Source organism: Methylobacterium sp. 1A, assembly GCF_058072805.1.
Genome location: NZ_JBYQVE010000001.1, coordinates 1999123 through 2016927 on the forward strand (window position 1 = coordinate 1999123; position 17805 = coordinate 2016927).

General features: G+C 67.2%; 14 protein-coding genes. 5 read left to right on the forward strand and 9 right to left on the reverse strand.

Annotation, left to right across the window (positions count from 1 at the left end; translation table 11 throughout):
• Positions 1 to 244 precede the first annotated feature (244 nt).
• Positions 245 to 631, reverse strand: coding sequence for a hypothetical protein (locus ACX9MN_RS09820; protein WP_408903043.1), 387 nt, complete (start codon positions 629 to 631; stop codon positions 245 to 247).
• 80 nt (positions 632 to 711) lie between these two features.
• Between ACX9MN_RS09820 and ACX9MN_RS09825 the strand changes: the two genes are divergently transcribed.
• The gene (locus ACX9MN_RS09825) at positions 712 to 1251 is read left to right on the forward strand and encodes a hypothetical protein (RefSeq protein ID WP_408903044.1); all 540 of its coding nucleotides are present in this window, start codon (positions 712 to 714) and stop codon (positions 1249 to 1251) included.
• Positions 1252 to 1384: 133 nt separating this feature from the next.
• On the opposite strand, the gene ACX9MN_RS09830 is transcribed toward ACX9MN_RS09825, so the two are convergent.
• The 7 genes from ACX9MN_RS09830 to ACX9MN_RS09860 all read right to left on the reverse strand — a co-directional run bounded on the left by ACX9MN_RS09830 (position 1385) and on the right by ACX9MN_RS09860 (position 7979).
• Complete coding sequence (locus ACX9MN_RS09830; protein WP_408903045.1) at positions 1385 to 3082, reverse strand: methyl-accepting chemotaxis protein; 1698 nt, start codon at positions 3080 to 3082, stop codon at positions 1385 to 1387.
• A gap of 423 nt (positions 3083 to 3505) precedes the next feature.
• The gene (locus ACX9MN_RS09835) at positions 3506 to 4120 is read right to left on the reverse strand and encodes a glutathione S-transferase family protein (RefSeq protein ID WP_408903046.1); all 615 of its coding nucleotides are present in this window, start codon (positions 4118 to 4120) and stop codon (positions 3506 to 3508) included.
• Between the two features lie 43 nt (positions 4121 to 4163).
• Entirely contained in the window at positions 4164 to 4835 is a 672-nt protein-coding gene (locus tag ACX9MN_RS09840) for an SDR family NAD(P)-dependent oxidoreductase (RefSeq protein ID WP_408903047.1), read from the reverse strand.
• 27 nt (positions 4836 to 4862) lie between these two features.
• Positions 4863 to 5579 (reverse strand): SDR family oxidoreductase, encoded by a 717-nt coding sequence (locus tag ACX9MN_RS09845; protein WP_278305556.1) that lies wholly within the window; start codon positions 5577 to 5579, stop codon positions 4863 to 4865.
• A gap of 14 nt (positions 5580 to 5593) precedes the next feature.
• On the reverse strand, positions 5594 to 6268 hold the full coding sequence (locus tag ACX9MN_RS09850; RefSeq protein ID WP_408903048.1) for a peroxiredoxin-like family protein: 675 nt from the start codon (positions 6266 to 6268) through the stop codon (positions 5594 to 5596).
• Between the two features lie 101 nt (positions 6269 to 6369).
• A complete protein-coding gene (locus tag ACX9MN_RS09855) occupies positions 6370 to 6942 on the reverse strand; it encodes a carboxymuconolactone decarboxylase family protein (protein WP_408903049.1) in 573 nt (190 codons plus the stop codon).
• A 131-nt stretch (positions 6943 to 7073) separates the two neighbouring features.
• Positions 7074 to 7979, reverse strand: coding sequence for a LysR family transcriptional regulator (locus tag ACX9MN_RS09860; protein ID WP_278305553.1), 906 nt, complete (start codon positions 7977 to 7979; stop codon positions 7074 to 7076).
• Positions 7980 to 8079: 100 nt separating this feature from the next.
• Between ACX9MN_RS09860 and ACX9MN_RS09865 the strand changes: the two genes are divergently transcribed.
• Positions 8080 to 9183: an alkene reductase gene (locus ACX9MN_RS09865; protein WP_408903050.1), complete on the forward strand. Its 1104-nt coding sequence runs from the start codon at positions 8080 to 8082 to the stop codon at positions 9181 to 9183.
• Between the two features lie 2204 nt (positions 9184 to 11387).
• On the opposite strand, the gene ACX9MN_RS09870 is transcribed toward ACX9MN_RS09865, so the two are convergent.
• Entirely contained in the window at positions 11388 to 12338 is a 951-nt protein-coding gene (locus ACX9MN_RS09870; RefSeq protein WP_489724298.1) for an IS481 family transposase, read from the reverse strand.
• Positions 12339 to 13421: 1083 nt separating this feature from the next.
• Between ACX9MN_RS09870 and ACX9MN_RS09875 the strand changes: the two genes are divergently transcribed.
• The 3 genes from ACX9MN_RS09875 (at position 13422) to ACX9MN_RS09885 (ending at position 17804) form a co-directional block, all read left to right on the forward strand.
• Entirely contained in the window at positions 13422 to 14741 is a 1320-nt protein-coding gene (locus ACX9MN_RS09875) for a hypothetical protein (RefSeq protein ID WP_043388023.1), read from the forward strand.
• A gap of 10 nt (positions 14742 to 14751) precedes the next feature.
• Positions 14752 to 16230 carry a hypothetical protein gene (locus ACX9MN_RS09880; RefSeq protein ID WP_051976312.1) on the forward strand — a complete coding sequence of 493 codons (1479 nt, stop codon included), beginning with the start codon at positions 14752 to 14754 and terminating at the stop codon, positions 16228 to 16230.
• 83 nt (positions 16231 to 16313) lie between these two features.
• Positions 16314 to 17804, forward strand: coding sequence for a glycosyltransferase family protein (locus ACX9MN_RS09885; protein WP_408903051.1), 1491 nt, complete (start codon positions 16314 to 16316; stop codon positions 17802 to 17804).
• Position 17805: the final 1 nt, after the last annotated feature.

Genomic DNA, 17805 nt, shown 5'->3' on the forward strand with positions numbered 1-17805 from the left:
CCGTCCGCGGCGCGGCATCGGCATCTTTGGCACCGACATGCCTGCGGCTTGGATGAGTCTGGTTCGGAACGTCCCGATTTGGGTCGTCGCGAAATGGATCGCAGCGCCTTGGCCGGGGCGGAACTCAGGCCTGAACGGCCGCGCGGCCGGCCCGATCCTACGCGTCAGGGGAAGTGAAACCGTTCCGCTTGCCCCGGCATCCGCGTGGTCGCAGCCGAAGGCGATGGCTGCGGCGCCGATGCCGTCACAGGCGAGGAGGGCGTCGCGCTCGCGCGCGAAAGCAAAGCTTCGTCTCGAAGAGCACGCGCAGGATCGAGCGCGCGTCCTGCTCGCCGCCGCGTGCGGTGCCGTGGTCGATGCTGCCCTGGGGAACAGGGGTTCGACCTGATCCTGCTGTCGGAGGTCGTATACTGCCCCCGATGCCGGTGATGTCGTGCGCTTGGTGTATCGGGTCCGGAGTTGCCTGCAGCCGGGCGGCAGCGTCGTCTTGGTGCATTGGATGGGCGAGACGCACTACCCGCTCACCGGTGACGAGGCGGCGGAACGCTTCATCGGCGGCTCCAGCGCATTCGCGCGCGTCTCCGACCAGACCGGGACGGACCAATACCGGCTCGACGTCCTGGTCGGCCAAGAAGGGCAATCACGCCGGCGGCAGGTTGGCTCGAGACGCCGCGCCGCTACGGCCGGGTCAGCCGCGGCTTCCACTGGCTTATGGCGGCCCTGTTCGCATGGCAGTTCGCGGGCGCGCTGCCGTATGTCGGCACCGGCGAAAACGTCCTCACGCGTTTCGTCGGAGGCAGCCACTTCACCCTTGGCTTCATCCTGTTCGTACTCGTGGTCCTGCGCTGGGCCTGGGGGCTGGCGAACCTGGCGCGCCGCCCACCGCCTCGGGGACGCCTGGGACGGGCTGCCGTGGCCGGTGACCTCCTCATCTACGCGCCGATGATGGTCGTGCCGGGGCTCCCGCTGAAGCGCCCATACGGGTCGATCAAGCCGTTCAGGCCCTACGGCATCCGCTCATGCGAGGGCGCGACGAGAGGATCGCCTGGAGGTCGTCCCCGGCGACCTGCTCCATCGTTGGCTCACCTTCGCGCTGCTCGCGATGGTGGACGGCCACGCGGGTATTGCGTTCCTTCACCAGGAGCTCCGGCACGAGGACGTGCCGGCGCGGATGGGCTGAGGCCAGGGGTCGGCCGTTGTCTCGATCCTCTCGATGAGCGAGTGCGTTCGGTCGCCACGACGGCACGCTGAAGCCGCAGGCACGGATGTTCACGGCCCACAAATCGAAATCGACGCCGGCTTCGTGGGACTCTGCCGAATCGGGATGGAGCCGCCCTCGACCGGGCCGGCACCTCCCGCCGGCAGGACGTGGATTCCGGCGATGTCAGGCCGTCCGCACGGTCGCGAGGAAGCGGGCGACCTCGCCCGAGAGGGTCTCGGACTGGCGCGACAGCTCGGAGGCGGAGGCCAACACCTGGGCCGCCGCCGCGCCCGTCTCCTCGGCCGTCCCGGCGACGCCGGCGATGTTGCCCGTCACCTCGGCGGTGCCCGCCGCAGCCTGGCCGACGTTGCGGACGATCTCCTGCGTCGCCGCGCCCTGCTCCTCGACGGCTGCCGCGATGGCGGTGGCAACGCCGTTGATCTGCCGGATGCGCTCCGTGATGGAGCCGATGGCCGAGACCGCATGCGCTGTCGAGGCCTGGATGCCGGCGATCTGCCCGGAGATCTCCTCGGTCGCACGCGCGGTCTGATTGGCGAGCTCCTTCACCTCGGCGGCCACGACCGCGAAGCCACGGCCGGACTCGCCTGCGCGGGCCGCCTCGATGGTGGCGTTCAACGCCAGCAGATTGGTCTGGCCCGCGATGTTCTGGATCAGCCCGACCACGTCGCCGATGCGCGACACGGCGGCGCTGAGCCCCTGCACCGACATGCCCGTCCGATCGGCTTCGGTCACGGCCCTTTGGGCGAGGTCCGCGGAGCCGGCGACCTGGCGCCCGATCTCCTGCACCGACGAGCCGAGTTCCTCGGAGGCCGCAGCGACCGTCGTGACGTTCGAGGACGCCTCCTCGGCCGCGGCGGCGACGGCCGTCGACTGGGACGCGGTCTCGGCGGCGGCGGAGGACATGGTCCGGGCGGTTGCCTGCAACTCCGTGGCGGCGGACGAGACCGTGCCGACGATGCCGCCGACCGCGCGTTCGAAGCCGTCGGCCAGCTCCACCATGGTACGCCGCCGTTCCGCGGCGGCCGCCTCGTCGGCGATTCGTTGCACCTCGGCCTCCTCCGCCGCCTTTTGCGCGACCATGGCCTTGATGCCCCGGACCGCACGGCCGACCGCGCCGATCTCGTCGCCGCGCGCGGCTTCCGGGATGACGGCGTCGGTCTCGCCCCGAGCCATCCGCTCCAGGACGCCGACTAGGCCGTTCAGCGGGCGCGTGATCCCGAACACGGCGATAGCGCCGAGCAGTCCAAAGGCGGCCGTCAGGCCAAGTACGGCGACGAGGGTGAGGGTTTGCGTAGCCGCGGCGGCGACCTCGGCGGCCTGCCGCTTCTCCTCCTTGAGGGCGTCGACGTTCGCGTCCACGCGCTTCCGGGTCGCCTCCACGGCCTCGCGCCGAGCCGCCCTGCCGTCGCCGTTCGACAAGGCGGTCGCCGCCGTCACTTCGTTCCTCAGCACCATGTCGACCGCGGCCTTCGAGGTCGCGAGGAAGCGGTCCGCCAGCTCCTTAAGCTTCTCGTTGACGATGCGCCGCTCGGGCGTGTCCGACAGCTGCAACAGGTGGTCGACGGCTTCACGAGCCGCGCGCTCGTCCTCGGCGTGCTGACCGCGCAGCACCTGCCGGTTCGGACCGTCACCCTCGATGATGAGATTCTTCTCACGGATGGTGGCCTCGTCGATGGCCACCGCGAGTTGAAGGGACAGGATCGCGCGCTGGGCACTGCGGTCGACGATCTCCTGCGTATTGGCGTCGAGGCGGGTCAGGCTGCCCCGGGCAAGGAGGATCATGCCCGCCGAGACGGCGACGAGCACGAGGGAGGGTATCGCGAGCTTCGCGAGGAGCCTCAGGTTGTCGAGGAACTTCATCGGACACGACGGCTAGGGATCGGGGCGGTGGCCCGACGCGATCCCGCACGAGGGGCGCGCCATTAAGCCCGCGATAGGGTTAGCAACCCGTGAAGTGGTCGAGTTCCTGCCTTCATGCCGGCCCCGGGGGATTGTTGCCCGTCGCGTACGCAGGCCTCCGCGGGGATCTCGGAGCCGGCGATGCGCCCGAAGAGTTCGGTCTATGCCAGCGTCTGGTCCGCCAGGACCGCTTCTGGCCAGCCGACTCGATCGCCGCAGTCGCGGCATCACTCTGGCTGACATCGCCTCCGAAAAACGACGATCGCCGCTCGAAACGGCCTTGCTTCCGTCGACGAGCCGTGTGGCCTTTTCCAGTGCCGGATAATCTGTATTTCGACACGATTCCGATATGCTCGTCCGATGCGCTCGGATCTCCACCCTGGATCAAAGCCTGCCGATCGCGCGCTGCACCGCAGGGCGAGCTTCGACCGCAGCATACCAGCGCTCCACGTGGGGCGTTTCGGCTAGATCCACGTTCGCGAACTCCCGCCGCCAGACCCAGCCGAAATTGGCGATGTCGGCGATCGAGTACGTACCGGCGAGATACTCGGCTTCGGCCAGGCGACCGTCGAGTATGTTGAGCGTCCGTCTGGCCTCGCCTTGGAAGCGCTCGATGGCGGCAGGGATCGGCTCTGGGGCGAGCTTCTGGAAGTAGCCCGACTGCCCGAAGGCGGGTCCTAGTCCGGCGGCGTGGAAGAACAGCCATTCGAACGCGCGCACCCGCGCATCGCCCTCGCTCGCCAGAAACCGGCCGGACTTCTCGGCTAGGTAGACCAAGATCGCGGCGGACTCGGTGATGGTGAGCGGCTCGCCCCCTGGCCCCTCGCTGTCGACGATCACCGGCACCTTGCCGTTCGGGTTGAGCGTCTGGAACCAGGAAGCCTTCTGCTCGCCCTGGCGGATGTTGACGGGGTGGTAGACGTAGTCCACCCCGAGTTCTTCAAGCAGGATGGGAACCTTGACGCTATTGGGCGTGGCGAAGGCGTATAGGTCGATCATGGCCCGTGTTCCGTCTTGAGGAGAGGCGCGAGCAGCGGTTGCGTTAGTGGACCCAGCCGCCGGTGAACGGGAAGACCTGCCCGACGATGAAATCGCTCTCCGGGCCGGCGAGCGTCAGCAGGAAGGTCGCGGCCTCGCGCGCCGTGGCGAGCCGGCCTGCCGGCACGCCCCGCATCCGCTCCTGGAACTCGCTCGTCTTCTGGTAGGCGGGCGGGAAGTAGGTCGGGTTCTCCACGAAGGTCTGCGCGGTGGCGTTCACCTGCACATTGTGGGGGGCGGCTTCCATCGCCACGCTCCGAACGTAGCCGTGCTGGGCCGCGCGCGCGGCGGAATAGACCGCCCGGCGCGGCACCCCGCGCAGGGCCGCCCCCGCGCCCACCACGACGATCTTGCCGGAGCGCCGCGCGATCATCTGCGGTAGAACCGCGCGCACGAGTCGGTGCAGGGGGCGCACCATGCGATCGAGCATCAGGTCCAGTTCTGCGTCGTCGCTCTCGATCGCGAGCCGCCCCAGCGCCGGGGCGGCGAGGTTGGCCACGAGCACGTCGACGTGGCCGGCCTGCGCGATCAGCTCGGCGGCAGCCTGCGGCGCGGTGAGATCGCGCCGGTCGACCAGCACCTCGGCACCGGCCTCCCGGAAGACGACGGCGATCTCTGGTCCGATCAGCTCGTCGCAGTCGGTCACCACCACGCGTCGTCCGGAGAGCCTTTGCATGATCGTCGTCCTCCCATAGGGCAATGCTCAGATCGCGGCCTTGCCGATCGAGGCGCCGCCGTCGACGAACAGGGTCTGGCCGGTGATGAAGGCCGCGTCCTCAGAGAGCAGGAAGGCTATGGCGGCCGCGATCTCGTCCGGCTTGGCGAAGCGGCGCATCGGCACCGCGGCGAGGTAGCGCGCCTCGCCTCCGCTGCCCGGCGGATTGCCGGCGCGGAACAGCTCGGTCTCGGTGGGACCGGGGGCGACCGCATTGACGGTGATGCCGGTCGCGGCCAGTTCCAGCGCCCACCCGCGGGTGAAGCTCACGAGCCCCGCCTTGGCCGCGGCGTAGGCGGTGCGCTCGGGCACGCCGAGCACGGTCAGGCTAGCGATGTTGACGACCCGCCCCCAGCCCCGCTCCCTCATGCCCGGCAGCGCCGCCTGCGCGGTCTGCACGGTGGTGCGCAGGTTGAGATCGAGCACAGCGGCGAGGTCGCTCAGGTCTACCGCGCCGATCGGCGCCGGTCTTACCAGGCCGACATTGTTGACCACCGCATCGATTGCATGGTCGGCGAGCACGCGGTCGAGCGCCGCCTGGGTCGCTGCGGCATCGGCGAGGTCGACCTCCACCACCCTGCCTGGAAAGTCGGGCGCGGCATTGCGGGCGAGACCGACCACCGCTTCCCCCGTCGCCGCGAGGCGGTGGGAAAGCGCGAGGCCGATGCCCTTGGTGGCGCCGGTGATGAGAATGGTGCGCGGCATCGGCCCGGCTCCCCTCAAGCAGCTTGAAGCCGCGCCGCGCGCAGCGCCGGGATCAGCGCTTCGGGCTCCGGACGCTGCGTGTAGTCGGGATTGACCTCGGCGTAGGCGACGCGGCCGTCCTGCCCGATGGCGAAGCGGCCCGGCATCGGCAGCGTCCAGCTCTCGTCGCCGTTGACGAGCGGCAGGTTGTTGCCGAGCTGTTTGTAGAGAACGACGAGGTAATCAGGCAGCGCGAACTTCAGACCGAACGCCTGGGCGACCTGATTGCCGGGATCCGACAGGATCGGGAAGCCGAGCTTGTTCTCGCGTTGCGAGCGGCGGCTGTTCGCCGGCTTCTGCGGCGAGACGGCGACGAGCGTCGCGCCCTCGGCCTCGAAGGCGGGCCGCGCCGCTTCGAGCGCCTGGAGCTCGAGGTTGCAGTAGGGACACCAGACGCCGCGGTAGAAGCTCAGCACCAGCGGGCCTTTGGCCAGGAGTTCGGTCGAGGAGACCGGCGCGCCGTCGGGGTCGTCGAGAGTGAACGCAGGGGCCTTGTCGCCGACCGTGAGCGCACGTCCGGCCGCGCCCGATGCGATCAGCTCGGCAGTGGCGCGCTCCATGATCGGATGGACGAAGGCGGGGGCGTTGAACGGCTGCCTACCGGAGCGGAAGTCGGCCTTGAACGCATCGAGACGGGCTTGAAGCGACATGGGTGTTCTCCGGGAAGAATGTGCCGACCCCGAAAGGGGGAGCCGGGGTCGGCGCCGGGGTCGAACCGGCGAGGGCGGGAGGCCGGCTGGCAGGGGACGGGTCAGGCCGCGACGCGGCGGGAGCCGGGCTTGGTCCACTCGGCGCCCTTCATGAAGGGGTCGAGCTGAGTGTGGACGATGTGGTTGGTGTAGTTCGAGAGCAGCTTCGTGCCCGCGCCCAGCACCACCTCCAGCACGTTCTGCTGCGTGTAGCCGGCCGCCAGGAACGCTTCGACAGCGGCGTCGCCGACGAAGCCGCGCTCGCGCACCACCAGGCCCGTGAACACGTGCAGCGCTTCCAATTTCGCGTCGGGGATCTCGGTCCCGTTGCGGATCGCCTGCACGATCGGGTCGGCGATCTTGCCCATCTGCGCCAGCTTGGTGTGGCCGGCCATGCAGTAGTGGCACTCGTTCTCGTAGTTCGAGGTCAGGTAGACGACCTGCTGCTCGGTGGGCGTCAGCGTGGTCTTGGAGAACAGGTCCCACAGCGCGGAGTAGCCGGCGAGCAGCTCGGGGCTGGTCGCCATGTTGGCCTGCAGGTTGGGCACGAAGCCGAACGCCTTCTTGACGCCCTCGAGCGTCGCCTTCGAGGCGTCGGGGGCGCTCTCGGCGGTGTGGACGGGGAACGTGGTCATGACGAGTCCTTCCGGCGGTGTCTCGGGGCTGGGCGTCCATCGCCCGGCACGACCGCTAGCTAGGCCCCTCGTCTGACGGCGATAACGCCGTGCGTCGGACTAGAGTCCATTCCAGCTCGGCATGAATGACTTCAACGCGGCGTGAGTTCGGGATCGCGCTCGAAGGCGGCGACGAGAAAATCCACGAAGGCGCGCAGCTTGCCGGGCGGGCGGCGCCCGTCGGGGTGGAGAGCGTGGATAGGTGTCCGCTCGCCGGGCCAGGCGGCGAGCACCTCGACGAGCCGACCCTTCGCGAGGTCCGACGAGAACAGCCAGCGCGGCGCCTGCGCCAGCCCCAGTGCCATGAGAGCGGCCATACGGACATGCTCGGCGTCGTTGGTGCGCAGGATCCCCTTCGGCCAGTGTTCGACCCGGTCCTCGCCAACGCGGAAGCTCCAGGGGCGTACCTGACGCTGGAACACGAATCCGATGCAGGCGTGGCGATCGAGGTCGTGCGGGCCCGCCGGCGAACCATGCGCATCGAGATAGGCGGGCGACGCGACAGTGACGCGCTGGGTGACCGCAATCTTCCGGGCGACCAGCGCGGAGTCGGCGAGCTCGCCGATGCGGATCGCGAGGTCGACGCCGTCCTCGACCAGGTCGACGAAGCGATCGGAGACCAACGTCTCCACCTGTACGTCGGGATAGCGCGCATGGAAGGCGGGGATGAGCGGCACGATCTGCATCCGTCCGAACCCCGCCGACAGGCTGACGCGCAAAAGCCCCGACGGCCGGCTCTGCCCGGCGCCGACAAGTGACTCGGCCGCCTCGAGATCCGACAGGAGCTTCACCCCGGCCTCGTAGAAGGCCTGCCCCGCTTCCGTCAGCGTCAGGCTTCGCGAGGTGCGGTGCATCAGCTGCGCGCCGAGGTGCTGTTCCAGAGCGGCCACCTGCTTCGACACCGCCGGCTGGCCGATGTTCGCCTCGCGCGCGACCGCGGAGAAGCTGCCGCTCTCCGCCACGCGCACGAACAACCTGATCGCCTCCAGCCGGTCCATCTCTCATCCTCCGGGAATAGGTGGAATGCCAGTAGGCCGCCTTCCGGGCCAGTCCTTTTCCGCCGAGATGGGCTGCAACGCTTTACCGCTGGAGCCTGTCATGTCGCCACTGTTCGCGCCTGCTTGCGTCGGACCTTACGTCCTCGACCATCGCGTCGTGATGGCCCCGCTCACCCGGATGCGCGCGGGGCCAGGTGAGGTGCCGACCGCCCTGATGGCGAGCTACTATGCCCAGCGCGCCACGCCCGGCGGCCTCCTGATCAGCGAGGCCACGCCCGTCTCCCCGACCGGCTTCGGCTACGCGCATACGCCCGGCATCTTCACTAAGACGCAGGTCGCTGGTTGGCGGCCGATCACCGAGGCGGTGCATGCGCGCGGCGGGCGCATCTTCCTCCAGCTTTGGCATGTCGGCCGGCAGTCGCATCCCGATCTGCAGCCCGGCGGCGTGCTGCCGGTTGCGCCCTCGGCGCTTCCTGCGGGCGGGACGGCGGTGACCGCCACGGGGCCGAAGCCACACCCGGTTCCGCGCGCGCTGGAACTGGACGAGATCGCGGGCGTGGTCGCCGATTTCCGCCAGGGCGCGGCCTACGCGCTCGCCGCCGGCTTCGACGGCGTCGAAATCCACGGCGCCAACGGCTACCTGCCCGATCAATTCCTGCAGGACGGCTCGAACAAGCGCACCGACGCCTATGGCGGTCCGATCGCCAACCGTGCCCGATTCCTTCTGGAGATCACGGAAGCGGCTGCCGCCGTCTGGGGCGGCGACCGCGTCGGCGTCCGGATCTCCCCCTCCGGCGAATACGGCGCGATGTCGGATAGCGACCCGAGCGCCACCTTCGGCCATGTCGCCGAGGCGCTGAATGCGTTCGGCCTCGCCTATCTGCACGTCGTCGAGCCGCGCATCCGCGGCAACGACACGGTCGACGCGGGCGCGCCCCCGGTCGCAACGCAGGAGCTGCGCCGCATCTTCAAAGGACCGATCGTCGCCGCCGGCGGCTTCGACAAGGCGAGCGCCGAGGCCGTCGTCGCCGCCGGCGAGGCTGACCTCGTCGCGTTCGGACGGCGGTTCATCTCCAACCCTGACCTCGTGCGCCGCTTGCGCGAAGATCTGCCGCTCAGCCCCTACGACCGCTCGACCTTCTACGGCGGCGATTGGCGCGGTTACACCGACTATCCGCCCTACACCGCACAGCGCGCCGCCTAGTCTTGGGAGCGGGACCGCGCCGGCCGTCGGGCGTATGGACGGTTCGCCTGGACGACCGACGCGACGGCGGCGCCGCGGCAGGATCGCATCGTCAGGATGGTCATGGGGTCGCTCGGCCGGCTGCCTCCGCGGACCGACGCCCCTGGCACGCGGACGCATTGCGCCGAGCGCTCCGGCGTGACCCGCGGCGCGGTGCCGATCGCCCCAGCCGCTCGACGACGACATCGAACTTCCACGGCGTCGCGTCCGAGTAGACTATCAGCGGCTGCGGCAGGCCGAATGACACGCAACACCGGCCGGGTGGCCAGTCCACTGCAGGAACTCGTCGGCGGTAGGTATCGCCGCCCGGGACCAGCAGGATCACCGCGTCCTTCCATTGTAGGGACAGCGTCATCGATCATCCGTTGCCTTGTCTGGCTTGCCGACGGCCCGGGCCATCCGGGGCGTGGTCGACCGCCCGTTCGAGGAGCCGGAGCGGGACATTCTTGCCTTCATCACGACCACGAAGACCGATCCGAAGCCGTACCGGTGGGTGAAGTCGGCCGATGCCATTCCGACCGGCGTCGAGCGCTTCCGTCTTCGAGCGTTCGACGTCGAACCCGACGACACACCTCCGTCGGAAACGTCAGGAGCAGGACACCAGTCGATGTGCTTCGACGAATCGAGGCAGCCTCGGAACTGTCGAACTCGCCAACGGCCCTTTGGCGACGCGATCGAGCGGGATCTCATACGCAGCGGCCTACGGTCGGCCCAGCGATAGGGTCGACTTGACCGAGCAATACAAGCAGGGATGCCGCCGCCCTCGCGCCGCCGTGAGGAGCTATCCAGTAGCGAAGGTCCGGTCTTCCGATCGGAACGCTCCGTCTGAAAGTCCGTTCGCCCAACCGGGCGCGTATCGAGAAGCTGGAGAACCCGGTCGCGCTTGTGACCGCCCCATCTGCGCTGCGGGATGCATCGTAATAGTGTTTCACCAGGTCGACCAGTTCGGAAAAACTCGTGCCTGCTGGTGCGGTCGCAGGCCAGCAGGTCTTGTATCCGATTACGTCGAATGCAACCGGACGGCGCAAGCGGCCCTGGCGGGTCCGTACGATTGCCTCGAGCGGCCAGACTCTTCGACTCGATCGTTCCGGGGCGGCCGGGGCGACCCGGTTCATGCACGGGATGTCGTCCGCCATGTCTGCCGCGCGTAGGAGCTCCAACTCCCACGGTCCGTGCACGAACCGATCGTGCACGATGGGTCCATCGCCTCTCCAACCGATTCCGAGCAAGTGCTCGCCGACCTCGATATCCATGACGTGTTGACACTCGTCCGCTTTGGCCCCGAATGGTGTGTTCCATCGGATCCCTCCACGCCGCGATATCGAGTCTGGTTCCGCAACGTAGTATTGAATCGAGAAGCCTTGAAAACGGACGGCCCGTTTCTTCATCGGCGTCTGTGGGCCGTCGCATCCGTGCAGGGCGAGAATACGCAAGGCAGCTTCGCGCAGCACCCTGCGGGCCACCCCGGTGGGCGCTTCGAGGCGGTTGACATGAATGGTCGACATGCGGGTCTCCGGACGGGACCCTTCTTCAGATCACCTGGTTCTCCGAAAACGTCAAAGCCTCCTGTGTACGGCCGTTCCAACCATGGACGGATCCGTCACGATCCGACCCGTTGGCCAAGGGGGCGGATCAGCTTCCGCATTGACGACACTGCTGCGGAGTGCCTTGGCGGCGAACCGGTGGCTTGCGGCGTTCCGCACCGGCCGAATTCCACCGAACACCGACTACCCGAGCTCGACGCGACGTCGCGGGCCAGGTTCCATGCCGACATAAGGAGCATGCAACCACAGTCAGATCCCCGGTTGCCCGTGTGCGTTGTCCTGCGCTGCGTAGACCCCCGCCAGCGTCGTCAGCTTGGCGGCGTCCGTGCGCGCGTCCGACCCGAAGGGCTTCGAGTCCAGCGCACAACCCAGCCTTTCGGCTGGAGGACTGTTCATGCTCGCCGAGCGCGTGCGCGGCGAGCGTCGGCGTCTCGGCACATCCGCCGGGATGCGGTCCGGCTGCACCGGCAGCTTCTCGGCCCGCGCGCCGTTTTAAACCAGTGCACCTTCCGCCGGGAGGCACGTCGGCGGCGGAACCCGAGAGCGGCCAAAGAGCGACCGGCAAATCCGAGACCAATCGGCCGAACAGCGCTGTGCCGCTCCTAAACCTACTTCGTCGTGCTAGGTGTATGGTCCCGGGATGAGGTGTGACGGGTCGATCCTGAAGCGATTGGGCTCTTTCGTCCAGGCGTTCAGGATGAATTCCGCGGGTGTTAGGCCCCGCAGGGTCTTGAGCCGACGAGCGTGATTGTAGGCATCGACGAACAGGTGCAGATGCGTTCGAAGCTGGTCGTGGCTGTCGTAGTGGTAGCGCTTGACCGTCGCATCCTTGATGGTGCGGTTCATCCGCTCGACCTGCCCGTTGGTCCAAGGATGGTTCACCTTGGTCAGCCGATGCTCAATGTCGTGCTCGTCGCAGACGCGGTCGAAGATGTGCTGGCTATCGTAGATGTCCTGTCGGCGTGATGTGAACTGAACGCCGTTGTCTGTGAGCACGGTGTGAATGCGGTAGGGCACTGCCTCGATGAAGTCGCGCAGAAACTGGGCGGCTTCCATCTTGCCGGCGCTCTCCACGAGCCGCACGAAGGCGAATTTGCTGGTTCGATCAATGGCTACGAACAGCCTGAGCTTGCCTTCAGCCGTGCTCACCTCGGCGATGTCGACGTGCACATAGCCGATGGCGTAGGTCGCAAAGCGCTGCTTCTTGGGTTTGTCGCCGTCGATCTCGGGTAGTCGGCTGATGCCATGCCGTTCCAGGCAGCGATGCAGCGAGGAGCGCGTCAGGTGCGGGATCGTCGGCTGCAAGCCATAGAGGCAGTCGTCAAGCGGCAGCAGGGTGTGCCGGCGGAAGGCGACAATGATCGCTTCCTCCTCGACGGTGAGCACGGTGGAGCGCGGCTCCTTGGGGCCCATCCGGGCATCCGCTGTGCTCGTCCGTTTGCGCCACTTCTGCACCGTCGTCGGGCTGACGCCGTAGCGCTTGGCCAGCGACCTTATGCTCTCTTCACGTAGCTGTATCGCGCGACGGACTGCCTCCGTCGTGGTGGCGCATCCATGGAGAACCTGGCCCATAGCGCATCCCTCGCAGCATGGTGGTCAACCGTACCACCACACCGCGGGATCAAACACCTAGGCATGGAAAGGTCGGAAAGATCGTTGCGTCGCCATCATCAGAGAGGACAGCCGTCCGGGATCCGAGAGCTCTGCTGCAAAGTGGTTGCGAAGACTGTCGGCACGATGATCGGGCAGGGCGGAGACCCGAGACTCGCAGCGGGCAGGTTCGAGAAGCATGTGCGTGAGTACTCCGCCGATGTGGATCTTGCCATGCTCGTCGCCTTGGCGGGTGCGGACGAACTACCGGAAAACGGAGGTCAGAAGACCCGTGGCCCGAAACCGTCGCCGCACAGCGGGAACGCCGAAGCGTCGGTGCGGATCGGCTTCCTCCGCTCCTTCCCGACTCCTTCCCGTTCCGCCCCGCGCTGCCCGATCGATCGCCTGGCAATGGATTTGAACGTTCCTTCGAAGGGTTAGGACGCGGAAGGCTGCGGCGGAGATCATCGGCCCCGTTCCGGGAATCCGCCGCCGCAACCGGAGAGGACGGCCGTTCCTTCGATCATGGGAAGCGGCACCGCTCCGAGCGCGACTCTGGGTTGAGGGGCGCCCGCCGACGGGAAATGGGGATCGGATTGTCGGGGGGCCGGAAGTTCGCGAACTCGGCAGGCCGGGCGATGCGTACCCGGGCCGGTCCATCGGAGCGATGCGAGATCGTAAGTCCAAGCCGTTCGACCCGACCGACGCCCGTTGATCCGAATGGAAGCCGATTCCGCCCACGCGACGGCCCGATGCCGAAGCCGGCGCGATGGCGGCCGGCGACGGTACGACCCCTGCGCCGGCGTCCGGCGGCCGAGCGCGCCGTGCGGGGGATCGTGTCGGCGTGCCAGCACCGGCTCTCGCCGCGGATCCGCCCTCCGGCGGGTGAAAGACCACGTCGTCGGGCCGCTCGTCTGCGGACCGGGGAACCCCCGCATGAACCCGTCGTTTGTGTCGGGCTCCGCGATCCTGCATCGCACGTGCGCGCGGACCTCGCGGGGTCGCAGGACCGGGTGTCGTCGCGGTGCAACCGCCAAGCTTGACGGGTGGAGGGGAGGGGACGCCATGCCCTACCGGACGATCGCGGGCGCGGGAACGCGCTACGCTCTCCTCGCATTCGATGCAGAAGGGCGCGAGAGGACGGACGATCCCGATGCCGCCGACGGATCGTTTTCCCGGAAGGTGCTCAACGATATCGCGTCCGAGCGGCCCACCGACATCTTCATCCTATGTCACGGCTGGAAGGGCGACATCCCCGCGTCGCTTGATCAATACGATCGGTGGATTGCCGCCATGGACCGCAGTCCGGATCGGAGCGAGGCCGAAGAACGCAGACCCAAGTTCAAGCCGTTCCGCATCGGTGTCCACTGGCCGAGTCAACCGTGGGGGGACGAGGAACTCGGTTCAGGCGCCGGAGCGTTCGACGGCTCGGCGGATCCGATCGCACTCTACGTCGACAGGTTCGGCGACCGTCCGGGACTGAGGGAACGGATCGCGACCGTATTCCGCGCAGCGGCGCTCGATCCGGCCGCCGACCGGTTGCCGCCGGATGCCGATTCGGCCTACCGCGACATCGACGGCCTGCTCACGGAAATGGGCTCGTCCGGCGTCGCCGCTCCCCCCGGAGGCGATCGCGAACCGTTCGACCCTCAGGTCTACTTCGAGGCTTCGCTCGAGGAGGAGAGTTTCGGATTCGGTTCCCGAAGTCTCGGCGGGATTCTCGCTCCGTTGCGGCAGCTGTCGTTCTGGAAGATGAAATCGAGGGCCCAGATCGTCGGCGAGGGCGGGATGCACGCGCTTCTACGCGAGCTTCAGTCGTCGAGCGCCGGCACCACGGCGCGGGTACACCTGATGGGTCACAGCTTCGGCTGCATCGTGGTTTCCGGCATGCTCTGTGGACGCGGCACGGCCGATTCCAGCGCGAAGAGCGTCGCCTCGCTCGCTCTGATCCAGGGAGCCCTCTCGCACTGGTCCTATTGCGGAGAGATTCCGGACGCCGTCGGACGTCAAGGATATTTCCGGGGGTTGCTCGACGACCGGCTCGTAAAGGGCCCGATCGTGACGACCCGCAGCATCTACGACACGGCGGTGGGCCGGTACTATCCGCTCGCCGCGGGCGTCGCCAATCAGATCGAATTCGCGGCCGGGGAACCGCCTCGCTACGGCGCCTTGGGTGCGTTCGGTGCCCAAGGCCTCGACCCCGAGGCGATCGCGCTCGCGATGAAGCCGGCAAACGAGTCGTACGGTCTGGAACAGGGCCGGATCTACAACGTCGAGGCCAGCCGATACATCCGCAACGGCGACGGTGCCTCGGGGGCTCACAACGACATAGATGGGCCGGAAGTCGCCCATCTGATCTGGGCGGCGGCTCTGGCCGGGAAGTGAAACGAAGGACATGCCCGGTTTCGACGCGGACGGCACCGACCAGGACGAGCTTCATGCCAACGGCGTGGAAGCGGAGACCGGACGTCCTCTACCGCCGCCCGAGAACGGCTCCGGCGCGCGGATCGTCGATATCGCCGGCGGATCGATGGCGCGGTTCGAGGACGAGACGGTCGCCGGCAGGCACGCGGCCTCGGATTGCGGGGTCGACACGTTCGGAACCGACTCGTCCGTCGAAAATCCCGAAGAGCTCGATCAGGCCGGGTGGGGCATAGTCTTCCCTGCGGAGGTGGATGCCGAACCCTACAAGGAGGCTCTTCATCCACTCCTCGACCTGCGCAGAAGTCAGGCTGGCGATCTTTTCCGCGTCTTCGAGAAGGATGCGGGCATCCGTCCCGGGGAGGAGGCCACGGCGTGGCTGGCGAGGCAAGGCGAAGGTCCGGGACTCGCGGCCGTCGATCCGAGTCGCGGAGTGCCGTACTATCTTCTGATCGTCGCTTCGCCCGAAGACGTTCCGATGTCGTTCCAGTACCTGCTGGATGTCTTCTGGGCTGTCGGAAGATTGCATTTCGACAATATGGAGAATTATCGACGCTACGCAGAAGCTCTCGCTCAATACGAGAAGGGAGAACTGATCTTTCAAAAGAGCAGGCGGTCCGTTCTCTTTTCTACCGCGCATGAGTTCGACCGGGCCACTGCGATGTTCACGCGCGACGTGGCGAAGCCGTTTCGCGACGGCTCCGGATCGGCCGGGCCGCTGGGCAAGAGGCAAGGGTTTGCCTTGACCTCCCTCTTGGAGCGCGACGCCAGAAAATCGAGTCTGCTGGCCGCTCTCGGAGGCGCCGAGGGACCTCCGTCCCTTCTCTTCTCGGGCACGCACGGAATGACGTTCGGCAAGGACGATCCGCGGCAGAGGGACTGCCAGGGAGCTCTCGTCTGCGACGATTGGGAAGGATATGGCGCCGTCACGGAGGACGATTGGCTCTCCGCCGGGGATCTGCCGGCGAGCCTTCGGCTGAACGGCATGATGCACTTTCTGTTTGCGTGCTACGGCGCCGGCTGGGAGGCCGTCGACACCTTCCGCGATGGACCCGACGGTCGCGGTCGTCAGATCGCGGACAAGCCCGCGATGGCCAGGCTGCCGCAGGCCATGCTGAGCCGCGGAGCGTTGTCCGTGATAGCGCACGTGGACCGCGCGTGGTCGTATTCCTTTCGCACGCCCCTAGGTCGTCCTCAAAGCCACCCGATACGGGACGTGCTGACCAGGCTCATGCAAGGCAAGCGGATCGGAAACGCCATCGATCAGTTCAACGCGCAGTGGTCCGCGTTGACGATACCCATTGCCGAGATCATGAGGAACTCGGCCGGCGATCCTGCCACGAGAAGTAGGCTGGCAAAACTGTGGATAATCCGGGACGACGTCAGAAACTACGCCGTGCTGGGCGATCCGGCGGCGCGCATAAGGATGGACCTGCTGTCGGCGGAGCCTTGACGGTTGGCTCCGCATCGGCGAGATCCACGTCCGCTGCCACGCCCTCGACGACCTGAGGCTAAGCAGGTCCGGCGGATCGAGGAATGGCGCTTCGGGTTCTGACGCAGGTCAACTACTCGGCTGGAGAAAACGCCGAAGGTGACAGCGGCCTTGCATTCACCGCGGAACTCCTCGGGGCGCTCGTGCGTGCCGATCGCGACCTGCATTTCTATGTGCTGATCCCCGAGCGCGCTGCGGCCAGCTGGACGGAAGCGCTGGGGGACGATCGCATCACCTGCATTCCGGTACCTTTGCTGCCACGCATGCACGGCGGCGATTTTCAGTTCGATCCGGCGGAACTCTACAAGCGCTTCGATTTCCGGCGGTACGACGTCGACGTGCTGTTTCTCAACCAACCCGAGACGGCGCCTGCCTTCCTGCAGTTCATGAACCGGCAGACGTTCCACAACGTCCCCGCCGTCGGATACATCCATTGGTTCGACGTAAGACGGCCATCCACGCCGAAGCACGACCTCCATCGTCCGGCGCTGCTCGCGACTCTGGCGGGGTTGGGATCGATGTCGCTGGTCGGTTGCAATTCCGAATACGGGCGGAAGCAGATCCTGGCGAAGGCTCGTACCTGGTTCAACGACGACTTCGTTGAATTGCTGGACCAGAGAATGAGAATCCTTCCACCGGCAGTGGACGTGCGAGGGCTCGTCCCGCGAGGAGGACGCACTTCCGACACTCCCGCGCGCATCCTGGTCAACCATCGCCTGCTGAAGTACACGGGCGTGCGCGCTCTCGTCTCGGACGTCCTCCCGCGGCTCTGGGAAAGGCGACAGGATTTCCATGTACACCTGACCAACCCGACCAGGGTGCGTCTGCCTGGTACGATGACGCGTGCGGCTTGGCTGACCGTCGAAACGCTCCCACGTAGCCGCTATCGGGAGGCGCTCCGTACGAGCGATCTGGTTCTCGCGCCTCACCGCTCGACTCATTGGTCCATCTCCACGCTCGAGGCGATCTGCGGCGGATGCGTTCCGCTGATGAACGTGGAGAGCTTCCTACTCGAGATGATGGAGCCGATTCTCTCGGGTCTGGCCCCCTCGGTACGTCGCCACGTCGAGGTCCGATGGTTCTACTTCCGCAGCGAACTCACGAACCGCCTTTGCGATCTTCTCGACAAGCTGCCGGAGGAGGCGGAAGTCGCTCGCGAGGTCGCACGTCGCGCTCGCGAAGTCTATTCGTGGGAAGCCTGGACCGGACGGTGGCTGGACGTATTCCGGGCCGCGGAAGGCGGCATACCTGTCATGTCGGACAGAAACCCATCCCTGCTGCGTGTGAAGGATCTTCTCGAACTCAACGGAGAAATCTCCAAAGAGGCCATCCTGCGCGAGTTCTCATGGGCCCCCAAGCAGCGTGCACTCGCCTGGACGTCGTTGCGCAAGAGCATCCAGATGTTCGCCCCCGACGATGCGTCCGCTCCCGAAGCCGTGTTCGGACGCGTTCCGACGCGCGTGCGCCTAGCCGGCATTCGGCCGCAGTCCGCCACGAGCCTCGCGCCACTGGAGGCGTCGCGCGAAAGCGGTTAGT

Coding starts and splice junctions, on each gene's coding strand:
- ACX9MN_RS09855 (WP_408903049.1), bottom strand. CDS start 6,942: ATGACCACGTTCCCCGTCCACACCGCCGAGAGCGCCCCCGACGCCTCG.
- ACX9MN_RS09830 (WP_408903045.1), bottom strand. CDS start 3,082: ATGAAGTTCCTCGACAACCTGAGGCTCCTCGCGAAGCTCGCGATACCC.
- ACX9MN_RS09835 (WP_408903046.1), bottom strand. CDS start 4,120: ATGATCGACCTATACGCCTTCGCCACGCCCAATAGCGTCAAGGTTCCC.
- ACX9MN_RS09845 (WP_278305556.1), bottom strand. CDS start 5,579: ATGCCGCGCACCATTCTCATCACCGGCGCCACCAAGGGCATCGGCCTC.
- ACX9MN_RS09860 (WP_278305553.1), bottom strand. CDS start 7,979: ATGGACCGGCTGGAGGCGATCAGGTTGTTCGTGCGCGTGGCGGAGAGC.
- ACX9MN_RS09850 (WP_408903048.1), bottom strand. CDS start 6,268: ATGTCGCTTCAAGCCCGTCTCGATGCGTTCAAGGCCGACTTCCGCTCC.
- ACX9MN_RS09825 (WP_408903044.1), top strand. CDS start 712: ATGGCGGCCCTGTTCGCATGGCAGTTCGCGGGCGCGCTGCCGTATGTC.
- ACX9MN_RS09870 (WP_489724298.1), bottom strand. CDS start 12,338: ATGGGCCAGGTTCTCCATGGATGCGCCACCACGACGGAGGCAGTCCGT.
- ACX9MN_RS09875 (WP_043388023.1), top strand. CDS start 13,422: ATGCCCTACCGGACGATCGCGGGCGCGGGAACGCGCTACGCTCTCCTC.
- ACX9MN_RS09865 (WP_408903050.1), top strand. CDS start 8,080: ATGTCGCCACTGTTCGCGCCTGCTTGCGTCGGACCTTACGTCCTCGAC.
- ACX9MN_RS09880 (WP_051976312.1), top strand. CDS start 14,752: ATGCCCGGTTTCGACGCGGACGGCACCGACCAGGACGAGCTTCATGCC.
- ACX9MN_RS09840 (WP_408903047.1), bottom strand. CDS start 4,835: ATGCAAAGGCTCTCCGGACGACGCGTGGTGGTGACCGACTGCGACGAG.
- ACX9MN_RS09885 (WP_408903051.1), top strand. CDS start 16,314: ATGGCGCTTCGGGTTCTGACGCAGGTCAACTACTCGGCTGGAGAAAAC.